At 39.4% G+C, this 15218-nt stretch carries 25 protein-coding genes; all 25 read right to left on the bottom strand.

The features are described 5' to 3' along the window. Positions 1–9: 9 nt before the first annotated feature. The gene (locus tag KD050_RS09745; protein WP_211895961.1) at positions 10–1194 is read right to left on the bottom strand and encodes an MFS transporter; all 1185 of its coding nucleotides are present in this window, start codon (positions 1192–1194) and stop codon (positions 10–12) included. Between the two features lie 175 nt (positions 1195–1369). Next, entirely contained in the window at positions 1370–1762 is a 393-nt protein-coding gene (gene rpsI, locus KD050_RS09750; RefSeq protein WP_144512714.1) for a 30S ribosomal protein S9, read from the bottom strand. Between the two features lie 22 nt (positions 1763–1784). Continuing rightward, positions 1785–2222 carry a 50S ribosomal protein L13 gene (rplM, locus tag KD050_RS09755; RefSeq protein ID WP_211895962.1) on the bottom strand — a complete coding sequence of 146 codons (438 nt, stop codon included), beginning with the start codon at positions 2220–2222 and terminating at the stop codon, positions 1785–1787. A 166-nt stretch (positions 2223–2388) separates the two neighbouring features. After that, a complete protein-coding gene (gene truA / locus KD050_RS09760) occupies positions 2389–3138 on the bottom strand; it encodes a tRNA pseudouridine(38-40) synthase TruA (protein ID WP_211895963.1) in 750 nt (249 codons plus the stop codon). A gap of 15 nt (positions 3139–3153) precedes the next feature. Next, positions 3154–3951: an energy-coupling factor transporter transmembrane component T family protein gene (locus KD050_RS09765; RefSeq protein ID WP_211895964.1), complete on the bottom strand. Its 798-nt coding sequence runs from the start codon at positions 3949–3951 to the stop codon at positions 3154–3156. Further along, positions 3951–4820, bottom strand: a complete 870-nt coding sequence (locus KD050_RS09770) for an energy-coupling factor ABC transporter ATP-binding protein (protein WP_211895965.1) — start codon at positions 4818–4820, stop codon at positions 3951–3953. Before KD050_RS09770 ends, KD050_RS09765 begins: the two co-directional genes overlap by 1 nt. Next, the gene (locus tag KD050_RS09775; RefSeq protein WP_211895966.1) at positions 4796–5644 is read right to left on the bottom strand and encodes an energy-coupling factor ABC transporter ATP-binding protein; all 849 of its coding nucleotides are present in this window, start codon (positions 5642–5644) and stop codon (positions 4796–4798) included. The genes KD050_RS09770 and KD050_RS09775 overlap by 25 nt, the downstream gene beginning before the upstream one ends. 337 nt (positions 5645–5981) lie before the next feature. Continuing rightward, complete coding sequence (gene rplQ, locus KD050_RS09780) at positions 5982–6362, bottom strand: 50S ribosomal protein L17 (protein WP_090567888.1); 381 nt, start codon at positions 6360–6362, stop codon at positions 5982–5984. 53 nt (positions 6363–6415) lie between these two features. Next, the gene (locus KD050_RS09785) at positions 6416–7360 is read right to left on the bottom strand and encodes a DNA-directed RNA polymerase subunit alpha (protein ID WP_211895967.1); all 945 of its coding nucleotides are present in this window, start codon (positions 7358–7360) and stop codon (positions 6416–6418) included. 134 nt (positions 7361–7494) lie between these two features. Further along, positions 7495–7884: a 30S ribosomal protein S11 gene (gene rpsK / locus KD050_RS09790; RefSeq protein WP_090567882.1), complete on the bottom strand. Its 390-nt coding sequence runs from the start codon at positions 7882–7884 to the stop codon at positions 7495–7497. A gap of 25 nt (positions 7885–7909) precedes the next feature. After that, positions 7910–8275: a 30S ribosomal protein S13 gene (gene rpsM, locus KD050_RS09795; protein WP_093537844.1), complete on the bottom strand. Its 366-nt coding sequence runs from the start codon at positions 8273–8275 to the stop codon at positions 7910–7912. 23 nt (positions 8276–8298) lie between these two features. After that, positions 8299–8412: a 50S ribosomal protein L36 gene (gene rpmJ, locus KD050_RS09800; protein WP_003247619.1), complete on the bottom strand. Its 114-nt coding sequence runs from the start codon at positions 8410–8412 to the stop codon at positions 8299–8301. A 40-nt stretch (positions 8413–8452) separates the two neighbouring features. Then, complete coding sequence (infA, locus tag KD050_RS09805) at positions 8453–8671, bottom strand: translation initiation factor IF-1 (RefSeq protein ID WP_016429904.1); 219 nt, start codon at positions 8669–8671, stop codon at positions 8453–8455. A gap of 437 nt (positions 8672–9108) precedes the next feature. Continuing rightward, positions 9109–9762: an adenylate kinase gene (locus KD050_RS09810; RefSeq protein ID WP_211895968.1), complete on the bottom strand. Its 654-nt coding sequence runs from the start codon at positions 9760–9762 to the stop codon at positions 9109–9111. Between the two features lie 65 nt (positions 9763–9827). Continuing rightward, positions 9828–11120 (bottom strand): preprotein translocase subunit SecY, encoded by a 1293-nt coding sequence (gene secY / locus KD050_RS09815; RefSeq protein ID WP_211895969.1) that lies wholly within the window; start codon positions 11118–11120, stop codon positions 9828–9830. After that, a complete protein-coding gene (gene rplO / locus KD050_RS09820; protein WP_093062500.1) occupies positions 11120–11560 on the bottom strand; it encodes a 50S ribosomal protein L15 in 441 nt (146 codons plus the stop codon). Before rplO ends, secY begins: the two co-directional genes overlap by 1 nt. 32 nt (positions 11561–11592) lie before the next feature. Continuing rightward, positions 11593–11775, bottom strand: coding sequence for a 50S ribosomal protein L30 (gene rpmD, locus KD050_RS09825; RefSeq protein WP_090567866.1), 183 nt, complete (start codon positions 11773–11775; stop codon positions 11593–11595). Positions 11776–11790: 15 nt separating this feature from the next. Next, the gene (gene rpsE, locus KD050_RS09830; protein WP_090567863.1) at positions 11791–12291 is read right to left on the bottom strand and encodes a 30S ribosomal protein S5; all 501 of its coding nucleotides are present in this window, start codon (positions 12289–12291) and stop codon (positions 11791–11793) included. 21 nt (positions 12292–12312) lie between these two features. Then, positions 12313–12672 carry a 50S ribosomal protein L18 gene (gene rplR / locus KD050_RS09835; protein ID WP_169359354.1) on the bottom strand — a complete coding sequence of 120 codons (360 nt, stop codon included), beginning with the start codon at positions 12670–12672 and terminating at the stop codon, positions 12313–12315. A gap of 30 nt (positions 12673–12702) precedes the next feature. Then, complete coding sequence (gene rplF / locus KD050_RS09840) at positions 12703–13242, bottom strand: 50S ribosomal protein L6 (RefSeq protein WP_211895970.1); 540 nt, start codon at positions 13240–13242, stop codon at positions 12703–12705. A gap of 30 nt (positions 13243–13272) precedes the next feature. Next, positions 13273–13671 carry a 30S ribosomal protein S8 gene (gene rpsH, locus KD050_RS09845; RefSeq protein ID WP_090567854.1) on the bottom strand — a complete coding sequence of 133 codons (399 nt, stop codon included), beginning with the start codon at positions 13669–13671 and terminating at the stop codon, positions 13273–13275. Between the two features lie 30 nt (positions 13672–13701). Further along, the gene (locus KD050_RS09850) at positions 13702–13887 is read right to left on the bottom strand and encodes a type Z 30S ribosomal protein S14 (RefSeq protein WP_093537852.1); all 186 of its coding nucleotides are present in this window, start codon (positions 13885–13887) and stop codon (positions 13702–13704) included. 18 nt (positions 13888–13905) lie between these two features. Next, a complete protein-coding gene (gene rplE / locus KD050_RS09855) occupies positions 13906–14445 on the bottom strand; it encodes a 50S ribosomal protein L5 (protein ID WP_090567848.1) in 540 nt (179 codons plus the stop codon). Between the two features lie 23 nt (positions 14446–14468). Next, on the bottom strand, positions 14469–14777 hold the full coding sequence (gene rplX / locus KD050_RS09860; protein ID WP_090567845.1) for a 50S ribosomal protein L24: 309 nt from the start codon (positions 14775–14777) through the stop codon (positions 14469–14471). A gap of 36 nt (positions 14778–14813) precedes the next feature. After that, positions 14814–15182 (bottom strand): 50S ribosomal protein L14, encoded by a 369-nt coding sequence (gene rplN, locus KD050_RS09865; protein ID WP_053591327.1) that lies wholly within the window; start codon positions 15180–15182, stop codon positions 14814–14816. Positions 15183–15218: the final 36 nt, after the last annotated feature.

The following is a 15218-nucleotide window of genomic DNA, read 5'->3' on the forward strand; positions in this document are numbered from 1 at the left end:
AGAGTATGATTAGAATTGTCCTCGTATTTTTGAACTATAATAGAACGAAGGGATTGCTAGTAAAGTGACAAATGAAATGATGAAAAAGACCATCGCACCACTGCTCATCGTATCTAGCAGAAAACCACCTAGGCTCGGACCAGCTATTCGACCGATAGACTTTACACCTGAAAGAGCAAAGTAGGTACCCTTCTCATGATCCTCACACATTCCATCCAAATGGATATCCACCATTGTAAACACTAAGACTTCACCTGCTGTAAAAATAACCATCGCAACTATCAGCCATAAGATCGAGTCACTCTGCCCAAAGGAAAATAATCCAATAGACAATAACCCACTTCCAATGATTAAAGAAGTAGTTGTGCTGATTAATTCTCCAAGCTTATAGACAAAGTATTGAATGACCAAGACGGTAATAGCATTTGTAGTTATAAGCCAAGCGAAATATTGTATCGCTAGTTCATGGTCAAAGGACTTTCCTAAGTATTGACTGAAAGTGGAGTCGAACTGACTGTAGCCAAAACTAATAAAGATTAATGCCAACACAAAAAGGGAAAAACCCGTATCCATTTTAAAGACATGAAAAGAATGAAAGATTGATGTCTTCGTTGTGCTGATAGATTCCTGCTTTAAAGGATACTTTTTAAATATAATGACAAACGTCCATATATTAAACAAGAAAATAAGACCTACAATAAAGAATAAGTTCTCCATTCCATACTGTTGGAAATACACAGAAGTCAGTGGGGCAATGGCTGCAGATATATTAATCAAAAAATAGCGGATATTAAATATTAACCGACGATTCTCTGGCTCTGTATATAAACTCAGCAATACTCGGTATGTTGGTTCCACTATCGCCTGACTCGCTCCAAGCAAAGCTGCAAATAAGATAAAACCTGCATAATGCTCGATGAAAGGGAAATAGAAATAGCACCCTAAATATCCAAGGAGTCCTACAATGATGACTTTATTCTTAGGATACTTATCAATATATGGTCCTACAAAAAAGCTCATCACTAAATTGGATAGAGCCAATGTCGATATGATTGCTCCAATTTGCACGCCCGAATAATGAAACTCCTCGAGCAAAAAAAGTGTTAAATAAGGCAACACTAAAAACGTTCCAAAACGCGCAATAAAAATACTAACAAGAATTGTGCTCGTCACAACATTAAATTTACTTCTCATATATTCCCTCTTCTTCTCTATAAATCAATTACCATATACAAACCAATGATTTTCTAAATATACACCTCTCCAATTATTCATACAATTCTTTTTTAACATTTTGACAATATTTTTATAGCACAAAAAAACACTCCCCGAGAAGTCTCGAGAAGTGCTTTGAACTGAAAATATAATATTAACGTTTTGAGAACTGAGGTGCACGACGAGCGCCTTTAAGTCCTGGTTTTTTACGTTCTTTCATACGTGGGTCACGTGTTAAGAATCCTGCTGATTTCAATGCTGGACGGAAATCAGGATCTACTGTAAGTAGTGCACGTGCAATACCATGACGGATTGCTCCTGCTTGTCCTGTGAATCCACCACCATTAACGTTTACGTGTACATCGTAGCTACCTAAAGTTTGAGTAGTTACTAATGGTTGTTTAATGATTTCACGTAAAGTTTCGTACGGTACGTAATCTTCTACGTCACGTTTGTTGATAACGATTTTTCCTTCGCCCGGTACTAAACGTACACGTGCTACTGAACTTTTACGGCGACCAGTGCCGATATATTGAACTTGTGCCAAGTGAATGTCCTCCTCTTAATTATTATCCGCGAAGCTCGTATGCTTCTGGTTTCTGTGCTGCATGTGGGTGTTCTGCTCCAGTGTATACGTGAAGCTTACCGAACATTTGACGTCCTAAAGAGTTTTTAGGAAGCATTCCTTTAATCGCTAACTCAAGCATTTTCGTTGGGTACTTAGTACGCATTTCTAAAGCTGTACGTTGTTTAAGTCCACCAGAGAATTGAGTGTGACGGTAGTAAATTTTGTCATTTAGCTTGTTCCCAGTTAAATGAATTTTTTCTGCATTAAGAATGATCACGTGATCACCTGTGTCAACGTTCGGTGTGAATGTTGGTTTGTTTTTACCACGTAAAATAGCTGCAACTTCTGAAGCTAGACGACCAAGAGTTTGGCCTTCAGCGTCTACTACTAACCATTTACGTTCTACTTCGTGACCTTTAGCCATGAATGTTGTACGCATGTATTTTGTCCTCCTAATTCAATCATAATCGATCTAAAATTTTCTATATCCTCATACCAATAAGTTTCGGGGCTTATATTGTGGGGTTAAGAAATACCATACATCATCATACCTCGAATGGATCAATTAGTCAAGTATTTTTCGTAAAACACCTGGTGATGTTGTTTCATCCATCATAAGCTACTTTTTCTAGGTATAAACCGTGTGCTGGCGCGGTTTTCCCTGCTTCCTTTCGAGCACACGATGAGAGAATTTCCGGAATACTATCTACACTTTTTTTTCGAATACCTACTTCCCATAATGTTCCCGCAATAATACGCACCATATTATATAAAAATCCACTTCCACTAATGACCATATGAAGCTGGTGCGATTCTTTCTTCACTTCAAAGTTAATAGAATAAATAGTTCTCACAAAATCATTTACGTTTGTTTTAGCTGCACAAAAACTTGAATAATCATGGGTCCCCAATAAATGTTGAGCTGCTTCTTGCATCAATGCGACATCTGGTTTATATCGTTCTCCATGTACGGAAAAATCGCGCTCAAATGGACTATGAATTTCACTAAGTGACCAAATATAACGATATGTCTTTCCAACAGCATGGTATCTAGCGTGAAAATCATCCGATACCTGTTCTACCGATAAAATACGAATATCTCTAGGCAGTTGAACATTTAAAGCTGTGCGCCAACGATCTAAAGGAAATGTTAGCGGACTATCAAAGTGAATGACTTGTCCTGTTGCATGAACTCCAGCGTCTGTTCTACCACTCGCAACAACTTTCACAACGACACCTTTATGAATTGTTTCTAAGACACGTTCTATTTCCAATTGTACAGTCCTTTTTCCCGGTTGAACCTGATAACCGGAAAACTGACTGCCATCATAACTAATAATCGCTCGAAGTCTCACACTAACACCTCCTAATTATTTTCTAAAGTAAATCAGTATTGCAGCTAGTACCACAAGCGAAAGGATGATTAGCGTGTCTCTCGTTGCCCATTCTAACTTTCTGTACCTTGTACGACCCTCGCCGCCTTTATAGCCTCTTACTTCCATTGCAGTAGCTAAATCCTCCGCACGTTTAAATGCACTAACAAACAAAGGAATGAGAAGTGGCACAATTGCATTCATTCTCTCCTTCATACTGCCTGTTGTCATATCAGATCCTCTGGCCATCTGCGCTTTCATAATCTTATCTGTCTCATCCATCAGTGTCGGTATAAATCTCAACGAAATAGACATCATAAGAGCCAATTCATGAACAGGCAGTTTCCATTTTTTTAATGGATTTAACAAAATTTCTAATGCATCTGTAATCGAAATAGGTGTTGTAGTTAATGTAAGAATAGACGTCAAAACAACGAGTACGGTAAAGCGGATAGATATGAAAATACCTTGCTTCAACCCTTCCTCGTATATCTTGATAAACCTCCATTCAAAGATAATTGAACCTTCTCGAGTGAAAATCAGATGCAATAAAAACGTAAATATGATTAAAAACACAACAGGCTTTAATCCGTTGATCAAAAAATATAGCCTAATTTTTGATAATCGTATAATTAAGAAAGTAAATACTAGTAATATTCCATAAGTAATCCAGTCATTTGCAATGAAGACAACCATAATAAATAAGAACACGAATATCAGCTTTGCACGAGCATCCAAACGATGAATAAAAGAATCTCCCGGAATATAACGCCCGAATATCATTTTTTCAAGCATCAGATTTCACGCTCCTTTTTCACCAAGCGCGCTAGTTCTTCAGCTAAAGCTTCTTCTGTCAAACAAAGTATCGGCAACTTTTTGCCCATCATCTCTTCTAGTTTCTTTTGAAACTTAATAGACTGAGGTAATTCTAAACGATAATCCATTAAACGGTCCTCATCCGAGAATATCTCCTGCGGTATCCCTTGCAGCACACATTGCCCACCATGCATAATTGCAATCCGATCTGCATATCTAGCAGCATCTTCCATGCTATGCGTTACAAGAACTGTCGTTAAGCCTTTTTCTTGATGGAGTCGATAAAATAGCTCCATTATTTCTTTGCGACCTCTTGGATCAAGCCCAGCTGTTGGCTCATCCAGTACTAATACCTCTGGATTCATCGCAAGAACTCCAGCTATGGCAACTCTGCGCATTTGTCCTCCAGACAGGTCAAACGGCGACTTTTCCATAACTTCTTCTGGTAACCCAAGTAATCGTACTAAATCTATAGCACGTTGCCTTGCTTCCGCTTCAGGCACCCCAAAGTTCATAGGTCCAAACATAATATCCTTTAGAACTGTTTCATCAAACAATTGATGCTCTGGAAATTGAAAAACGATTCCTACTTTTTGTCTAATCTCTCGTAACTTCTTGTTCTTTTTTGCTGCTGCTACCTCTGTACTACCAATTCGAATAACACCTTCTGTGGGCTTTAGCAACGCATTTAGATGCTGAAGTACTGTAGACTTTCCTGAACCTGTATGACCAATGATCGCTTGATAAGAACCTGAAGGAATATGTAAATCTACATCATATAAAGCTCTTTTTTCAAATGGTGTATCCTTTGCATATGCGTAACTCACTTGTTGAAGTGAGATGTCCATAAATCATTCACCAACTCTTCTTCTGTCATGTGGTCTGCTACAACCTGCACACCTTGCGCTCGCAGTAGTCTTGACATATTCATCGCAAAAGGAAGATCTAACCCTAAATCGATTAACTCTTGTCCTCGCTCGAATATCTCGTGTGGGGATCCCTCTGCATACTTTTCCCCTTGATTCATAACAATTACTTGATCAGCAAGAAGTGCTTCTTCTAAATCGTGCGTAATAGAGATAACTGTTAAGTCAGTTTCTGCTCTCAACTGGCGCACCGTTTGCAGTACCTCTTCTCTCCCCTGTGGATCTAACATGGAAGTTGCCTCATCTAACAATAAAATCCTCGGTTGAAGTGCAATTGCTCCAGCTATGGCAACCCTTTGTTTCTGCCCACCTGATAAATGATGTGGCTCACTATTCATAAAGTCACTCATTTTCACTTTTGCTAAAGAGGCTTGTACTCGTTCTACCATTTCCTCAAAAGGGATTCCGTTATTTTCTAATGCAAATGCAACATCATCCTGTACGGTTGCTCCTACAAATTGGTTATCTGGATTTTGAAAAACCATCCCCATTTTAGAGCGAGTGTCCCATAAATTATGTTCATTTAATGGTTCTCCAAAAATTCGTACCGTTCCCGTCTGAGGAAATAGAAGACCATTCATTAATCGTGCTAATGTCGATTTGCCAGAGCCATTATGGCCTACAATCGCCACCCATTCACCTTCATTAATTGTATAGGACACATTCTGAATCGCTTTTCGCATACCTGTATCTTCCTCGGCATATGTAAATGTAACTTCCTGTAAAGAAATAATTTCGCGTTTCATCCTTTACCTCCTCTGCTCAACTCAGCTGTGCTAATATTTTACATCATTCTACAGGAAATTAAAAAAGCGCGCACCTCATTTTGAGAAATGCGCTCTTCTATAACTTATTTCTAGATTGGTTGCTCAAGACCAATCCGAAAAATGAGGTGCGTAGAGCTAGACGAGACGCTACTTCTTTAAATTCAAAGAACTTGAGAAGTCCGCTCATCATAACACTCTGCTTTTAAATTGTCGTATAAATCTGTTTGAAAAAAGAAGAGGGCGGTAGAATCCCACCAAATACCCTCTTCAGATTTTCAGATAATTCATCAGACGTATGAACGCCTGTAAATAGAAATTAAACTAACTCAATTACTACTACCGGTGCTCCGTCTCCGCGACGAGGTCCAGCTTTCATAATACGAGTGTAACCGCCTTGACGATCAGCATAGCGTGGTGCTACATCATCAAACAATTTTTGTAAAGCATAGATTGTTGATTCGTTTCCTTCTTCATCAGTAGAAGCAACGACCTCACGACGAATATAAGCCGCAGCTTGACGACGAGCGTGTAAATCTCCGCGTTTACCTAAAGTGATCATTTTTTCAACAACCGAACGTAATTCTTTTGCACGTGCTTCAGTAGTTTGAATACGCTCATTGATAATTAGGTCCGTTGTTAAGTCACGTAACATCGCTTTACGTTGAGAACTTGTACGTCCAAGTTTTCTGTAACCCATGGATGTTTCCCTCCTTTGGTGAATAATTCAAGTCTTGCTATATCAAAACCCGTTTAGTCTTCTTTACGTAATCCTAAACCAAGCTCATCTAACTTCGCTCTTACTTCTTCTAAAGATTTACGTCCAAGGTTTCGTACTTTCATCATATCGTCTTCTGATTTGCTTGCAAGCTCAAGTACTGTATTAATACCTGCGCGTTTTAAGCAATTATAAGAACGAACAGAAAGATCAAGTTCTTCAATAGTCATCTCTAAAACTTTTTCTTTTTGATCTTCTTCTTTTTCGACCATGATTTCAGCAGTCTGAGCCTCATCAGTCATCCCTACAAAAATATTCAAGTGCTCTGTTAAAATTTTTGCTCCAAGAGAAATCGCCTCTTTAGGACCTGTGCTGCCATCTGTCCACACATCAAGTGTAAGTTTATCGAAGTTGGACAATTGTCCAACACGAGTATTTTCCACTTGGAAATTCACGCGTGAAACTGGAGTATAAATAGAGTCGATCGGGATTACGCCGATAGGAAGATCCTCACGTTTGTTTTGAACAGCAGGAGTGTAGCCACGGCCTCGACCTGCGTACATACGCATACGGAAATGACCATTTTTGCCGATTGTAGCAATATAGAGTTCCGGGTTTAAAATTTCTACGTCACTGTCATGTGTAATGTCAGCAGCAGTAATCGTTCCCTCACCTTTAACATCAATCTCAATGACCTTTTCCTCGTCAGAGTAGATTTTCAAAGCTAGTTTTTTCACATTCATTATAATTGATGCTACATCTTCCACTACGCCTTCAATAGTTGAAAACTCGTGTAAAACGCCATCAATTTGAATAGAAGTAACTGCAGCTCCTGGTAAAGAAGACAGAAGGATGCGTCGTAAAGAATTTCCCAAAGTATTTCCATAGCCACGTTCTAGCGGTTCTACAACAAATTTACCAAACTTGGTACTTTCGTTGATTTCTACACTTTCAATCTTTGGTTTTTCGATTTCGATCATTCCAATTTACCCTCCCTCAAAACATCGAATGTATAGGTTCTTTCCATCATGAATTCGATCGTTAACTGATTGCTGTTAATACATCCTCAGTCTGTACAATAAATGATGTTCTCAAACAAGTTGAGTATCACCTATTAAACGCGACGACGTTTTGGTGGACGGCAACCATTATGTGGTACTGGTGTTACGTCTTTAATTGCTGTAACTTCTAGACCTGCAGCTTGAAGTGCGCGGATTGCCGCTTCACGACCAGCACCTGGTCCTTTAACAGTTACTTCTAAAGTTTTAATACCATGTTCCATTGAAGTCTTTGCAGCAGTTTCTGCAGCCATTTGTGCAGCAAATGGAGTAGATTTACGAGAACCTCTAAATCCAAGAGCTCCAGCACTTGACCAAGAAAGTGCATTTCCTTGCATGTCTGTGATAGTCACAATAGTGTTATTAAATGTTGAGCGAATGTGAGCAATACCGGATTCGATATTCTTTTTCACACGACGCTTACGTGTTTGTTGTTTACGTGCCATGTTAAGAAGAAACCTCCTTTACCGATTATTTTTTCTTGTTAGCTACTGTTTTACGTGGACCTTTACGAGTACGTGCATTGTTCTTCGTATTTTGTCCGCGTACTGGTAAGCCTCTACGGTGACGGATACCACGGAATGAACCGATTTCCATCAATCGTTTAATGTTTAGTGATACTTCGCGACGAAGGTCACCTTCTACTTTATATACACCGATTTGTTCACGGATTTTGTTTAGTTCGTCTTCTGTAAGATCACGTACACGTGTCTCTTCTGAAATACCAGCTCCTGCCAATACTTTTTGAGAAGTCGTTTTACCAATTCCGAAAATGTATGTTAATGCAATAACAACGCGTTTGTCGCGTGGAATGTCAACACCAGCAATACGTGCCATATGTGTCGTGCACCTCCTTCTTATTATCCTTGTCTTTGTTTGTGTTTAGGATTTTCACAGATTACCATTACTTTACCGCGTCGGCGAATTACCTTACATTTTTCGCAGATCGGTTTCACAGATGGTCTCACTTTCATCTAACCTAACCTCCTTAGTAGTCCGGAGTGCAAAAGATTATTATTTAAAACGGTACGTAATACGACCGCGAGTTAAATCGTAAGGAGAAAGTTCAATTGTGACTTTATCTCCAGGTAAAATACGGATGAAATGCATACGAATTTTACCCGATACATGCGCAAGTATCGTATGACCGTTTTCTAATTCTACCTTAAACATCGCGTTTGGCAAAGTCTCAACAACTGTTCCTTCGACTTCAATTACATCATCTTTCGCCATCAACCCTGTCTCCCTTCTATATACAAATCAGGTTCTCAACAATACTCAAACGTAATTTGCTGTTAGTATAGCCTCAATAGGAACGAAACTATTCGTTCAAGCATATGTTTGGAAATCATGAGAGATGTTCGAAAGACACTCGTAAGGTTTCGCTTTTAGCAATCCACGGAGTAGACTCTCCCTCATGTCAACATGTTCGTACGAATGTGTTGGATGAGTTCCATAGTACCCGTTCGTTACACAGATGCTTCCACGAAACCCATTATACCCCGTAAGTAGTTTAAATGCACGTGGACAAGGGAGTCCCCGCTTTTGATGCATTTCTTTTCCTCCGAACGTATACCGGGCGCAATATGCTTTTGCAGCTCTCGAAAAAAACATTTTCGTTCTTTGCATACTACCCGGGTATTCAGTCGTCTGCGACAGGCACCGGGCAATTATATGCGGTTGCCCTGTAACAGAGCATCAAGATCAGCGAATACTATTTTAATATCCTGCTGTCCATCTATATTAGATAAAACACCTTTGTCTTCATAAAAATCAAGCAAAGGTTGTGTTTGCTTCATATTTACTTCCAGACGGTTAGTTACCGTTTCCGGATTATCATCAGCACGTTGATAAAGCTCGCCACCATCTTTGTCACATACTCCATCTTTAGCAGGTGGGTTAAAGACTAAATGATAAGCAGTTCCACATTCTTTACAAATGCGTCGACCTGTTAGACGTTTGATCAATTCTTCTTGTTCTACTTGAATATTAAGCACATGCTCAATAGATTTATCAAGTTCCGAAAGTAAAGCATCAAGTGCTTCTGCTTGAGGAACTGTACGAGGGAAACCATCAAGTAGGAATCCTTTTTCACAGTCTGGTTTACTTAATCTTTCGCGGACAATACCAATCGTTACTTCATCTGGTACCAAGGCACCTTGATCCATAAACGATTTTGCTTTCAAACCTAGTTCCGTACCATCTTTAATTGCTGCACGAAACATATCGCCTGTAGAAATATGAGGGATTGCGTACTTCTCAACAATTTTATCTGCCTGAGTACCTTTACCAGCACCAGGTAAACCCATTAAAACGATATTCATACGAAAATGCCCCCCAGGACTATATAGTCGATTTTTAGGAACATCAACGTTCCTAAAAACCTACCTTATTTCATAAAGCCTTTATAATGACGTTTAACTAGTTGGGATTCTAGCTGTTTCATCGTTTCGAGTGCAACCCCAACTACGATTAACAAACTTGTTCCGCCAATTTGTGCTGACTGCGGAAGATCCGCATATTTCACAAATAGCATCGGCATGATTGAAATGATAGCTAAGAATATAGCTCCAACAAATGTTAAACGATACAAAACGCTAGTTAAATAGTTTTGTGTATTGATCCCTGGACGAATCCCTGGAATATACGCACCTTGTTTTTTCAAATTGTCTGCTACGTTCTCTGGGTTCACTTGAATGAACGCATAGAAGTAAGTAAACGCAATGATTAAAGCAATATAAATTGTCATACCAATAGGTTGTGTATAATCTAATGCTCTCGTAATAGCATCGGTAGTACTATTTTGACCGAAGAATAATACGATTGACTGAGGCGCCATAAGAAACGCTGATGCAAAGATTACCGGAATTACTCCCGCAGCATTAACTTTTAAAGGCAAGTGAGTCTGTTGACCACCTGTTTGGGAAGTTCCAGAAACACGCTTTGCGTATTGAATTGGAATTTTACGCAACGCTTGTTGAACGTAAATTACTCCAACTGTTACCGCAATAATTGCTAATAAAAGTAAAAGTACTATTACAATATTGATAAACAGTGCATCGCCTGCACCTTCAATTTGTTGTGCGTACACTTGGTTAACTGCGTTTGGAATGGCAGCAGCAATACCAGCGAAGATAATAATAGAAATACCATTACCAACACCTTTAGAGGTAATTTGCTCTCCTAACCACATTAAAAATGCAGTTCCGGCTGTCAAAACAACAGCAATAACTAAGTATGTCAATATACCGTCTTCTTTTATTAAAGAACCACCATACATGCGGTTGAAGCCGTATGACATAGCGATTGCTTGAATAAAAGCTAACACAATTGTGAAGTAACGAGTGAATTGTGCAAGTTTACGTCTTCCAACTTCACCTTGTTTAGCCCACTCAGTAAACTTCGGAACAACATCCATTTGCAGTAATTGTACTATGATGGATGCAGTGATGTAAGGCATGATACCCATCGCTAAAATAGAAAAATTAGCAAGGGCTCCACCACCAAATGTATTAAGGAAACCAATCAAACCTAATTGGTCAGTTTGTTTTAAAACATCGGCATCGACGTAAGGTACCGGGACAAATGTCCCAATACGGAAGACGATTAACATCAATAAAGTAAAAATGATTTTATTTCGAATATCTCTCACACGCATAAAGTTGGAGATTGTTTGAAACATTAAACCACCTCTGTTGATCCGCCAGCGTTCTCAATTGCTTCTTTTGCTGATGCAGAGAATTTATGAGCTCTTACAGTTAACTTCTTGTCAAGTGTTCCATTACCTAGAATCTTGATACCAGATTTCTCACTGCTCACAACACCTGTTTCGATTAATAAAGCAGGTGTAACTTCTGTGCCTTCTTCGAAACGATTTAATGTGTCAAGGTTCACAATTGCGAATTCTTTACGATTAATATTCGTAAATCCACGTTTTGGTAAACGACGGAATAACGGGTTTTGACCGCCCTCAAATCCTGGACGAACGCCTCCGCCTGAACGAGCGTTTTGACCTTTATGACCTTTACCTGATGTTTTACCAGTTCCAGAACCGATTCCGCGTCCGATACGCTTACGCGATGAACGAGAACCTTCTGATGGTTTTAACTCATGAAGTTTCATATGGTGGCACCTCCTTATTCTTAAAATAAACCTTAAATTTCTTTAGTTGTTACTAAGTGAGCTACTTTGCCAACCATCCCGCGGATAGCTGCATTGTCTTGATGCTCAACTGTTTGATGCATTTTACGTAATCCAAGAGCTTCTACTGTTTTGCGTTGAGCTGGTTTAGTACCAATCAAGCTTCTAGTAAGGGTAATTTCTAATTTAGTTGCCATTGTAATTTCCCTCCCTTATCCTAACAGTTCTTCTACTGATTTACCACGTAATTTAGCAACGTCCTCAGCACGTTTTAATTGAGTTAAACCTTCTATTGTAGCACGTACCATGTTGATTGGTGTGTTAGATCCAAGTGATTTAGAAAGTATATCTGTAATACCAGCCAATTCAAGTACCGCACGAACCGGTCCACCAGCAATAACTCCTGTACCAGGTGCTGCAGGTTTAACTAGAATAGATCCAGCACCAAAGTGTCCAACAACTAGGTGAGGAGTAGTACCTTTAACTCTTGGTACTTCTATTAAGTTTTTCTTCGCGTCTTCAACTGCTTTACGGATAGCGTCTGGAACTTCTTGTGCTTTTCCAGTACCAAATCCTACATGACCATCTTTGTCACCAACAACTACTAATGCAGTAAAACGGAAACGACGTCCACCTTTTACAACTTTAGCAACACGGTTGATCGTTACTACGCGTTCTTCAAGTTCAAGTTTGTTTGGGTCAATACCACGCATGAAATATGTCCCTCCTTCTTCTTAAAATTCTAAGCCGTTTTCACGTGCAGCTTCAGCTAACGCTTTAACACGTCCATGATATAAGTAACCGCCACGGTCAAATACAACAGATTTGATGTTTTTTTCTGTAGCGCGTTTTGCGATTGTTTCACCGATCAATTTAGCAGCTTCAACATTTCCAGCTGTTCCATTGAAATCTTTATCCATAGTGGATGCACTTACGATTGTAACACCTTGAGTATCATCAATCAGTTGTGCGTATAAATGTTTATTAGAACGGAATACATTTAAACGTGGACGTTCAGTAGTACCCGTGATTTTTGTACGAACACGTGCATGACGTTTCTTACGAACTTGATTTTTGTCTTGTTTCGTAATCACAGTGGTCACTCCTTTCTAATGCGAGATGCATTATTTACCTGTTTTACCTTCTTTGCGGCGTACAACTTCGCCTTCATAACGAATACCTTTACCTTTATACGGCTCTGGTGGACGAACTTGACGAATGTTAGATGCTAAAGCACCAACGCGTTCTTTATCAATACCGCGAACGATAACTTTTGTATTAGAAGGAACTTCAACTACAAGTCCATCTTCAGGAGTGAACTCAACTGGATGTGAGTACCCTACATTAAGTACAAGTTTAGTACCTTGTAATTGTGCACGGTAACCTACCCCAACTAATTCAAGTCCACGTTCGAATCCAGCAGATACACCCGTGATCATGTTAGCTAGCAAAGCGCGAGTTGTTCCATGAATCGTACGGTGTTCTTTTGAATCTGAAGGACGTACTAATGTTATTACAGTACCTTCTTGCTCAATTTTAATATCTTGGTTAAAAGATTTTGTTAATTCACCTTTTGGTCCTTTTACAACTACTGTGTTTTCAGCGTTAACTGTTACAGTAACTTCTGCAGGAACCTCTATTGGTTTTTTACCTACTCGAGACATTTTGTTGCACCTCCATTCGTTTGTTGATTATTACCAAACGTAAGCTACGATTTCTCCGCCAACTTGTTTAGCGCGAGCTTCTTTATCTGTTAATAAACCATTTGAAGTAGAAACTAAAGCAATTCCTAAACCGTTCAATACTTTAGGTACTTCGTTTGTTTTAGCGTAAACGCGTAGACCAGGTTTTGAAATACGTTTCAAACCAGTGATAACACGCTCGTCATTTTGACCATATTTTAAGAAGATACGGATAATACCTTGTTTGCTATCTTCTACATATTCAACATCACGGATGAAACCTTCGCGTTTTAAAATCTCCGCGATTTCCTTTTTCAGGTTTGAAGCAGGAACTTCTAATTTCTCGTGACGAACCATGTTAGCATTACGAATGCGTGTAAGCATATCTGCAATTGGATCTGACATTGTCATTACATTTACCTCCTTCCCAGTTATAGGGGATTACCAGCTTGCTTTTTTAACGCCAGGAATTTGTCCCTTGTATGCAAGTTCACGGAAACAAATACGGCAAAGCTTGAATTTACGATATACAGAGTGCGGACGTCCACAACGCTCACAGCGTGTGTATGCTTGCACTTGGAACTTTGGCGTACGTTGTTGTTTAACGATCATTGATTTTTTAGCCACGTTTTCGCCTCCCTTATTTTACTTTTGGAATGGCATACCGAATTGTGTTAATAACTCACGAGCTTCTTCGTCAGAGTTCGCAGTTGTTACAATTACGATGTCCATACCGCGTACTTTCGAAACTTTATCATAATCGATTTCAGGGAAGATTAATTGCTCTTTAACTCCAAGAGTGTAGTTACCGCGACCGTCGAATGCTTTTTTAGAAACACCACGGAAGTCACGTACACGCGGAAGAGAAATAGCGATCAATTTATCCAAGAAGTCATACATACGCTCTCCACGTAGAGTGACTTTTGCACCGATTGGCATACCCTCACGAAGACGGAAACCAGCGATCGATTTTTTAGCTTTCGTAACTACAGGTTTTTGACCTGAAATGATTTGTAATTCTTCTACAGCAGCGTCAAGCGCTTTTGTATTAGATACAGCATCACCAACACCCATATTGATAACGATTTTATCAACTTTAGGTACTTGCATTACTGAGTTATATTCAAACTTGCTCATTAGAGCAGGAGAAACTTCCTTAAGATACTTTTCTTTTAGGCGGTTCATGTGTGTACCTCCCTTCTCTTTACTTATTTAATAATTTCACCGGATTTTTTCGCAACACGAACTTTTTTGCCATCTTCCACTTTAGAACCTACGCGAGTCGGCTCGCCAGTTTTTGGGTCGATTAACATAACATTCGATACGTGGATTGCAGCCTCGTGGCTTACAATTCCTCCTTGCGGATTAGCTTGGTTTGGCTTCATATGTTTTTTGATGATGTTTACACCTTCAACTAACACACGGTCTTTCTTAGGAAAAGCAGTAAGAACAACACCTGTTTTACCTTTGTCTTTACCTGAGATTACCATTACTTTGTCGCCTTTTTTAACATGCATTCTGTCGCACCTCCTTGATTGGCACTTTCATGTAAATTAAAGAACTTCTGGAGCTAAAGATACGATTTTCATGAAGTTGCTGTCGCGTAATTCACGAGCAACTGGTCCGAAAATACGAGTTCCACGCGGTCCTTTATCGTCTTTGATAATAACGCAAGCATTTTCATCAAACTTGATATAAGTTCCGTCTTTACGGCGTACGCCGCTCTTAGTGCGAACGATTACAGCTTTAACGACGTCACCCTTCTTGACAACGCCACCTGGTGTTGCTTTCTTAACTGTACATACGACGATATCGCCGATATTAGCAGTTTTACGACCAGTACCACCAAGTACTTTAATAGTTAAAACTTCACGTGCACCTGAGTTGTCTGCAACTTTCATACGAGTTTCTTGTTGGATCACTTAGGTAACCTCCCTTCGGAATTTATTAGTTCCGAA

The sequence above is a fragment of the Psychrobacillus sp. INOP01 genome (assembly GCF_018140925.1).
In the GTDB taxonomy this organism is placed as follows: Bacteria; Bacillota; Bacilli; order Bacillales_A; family Planococcaceae; genus Psychrobacillus.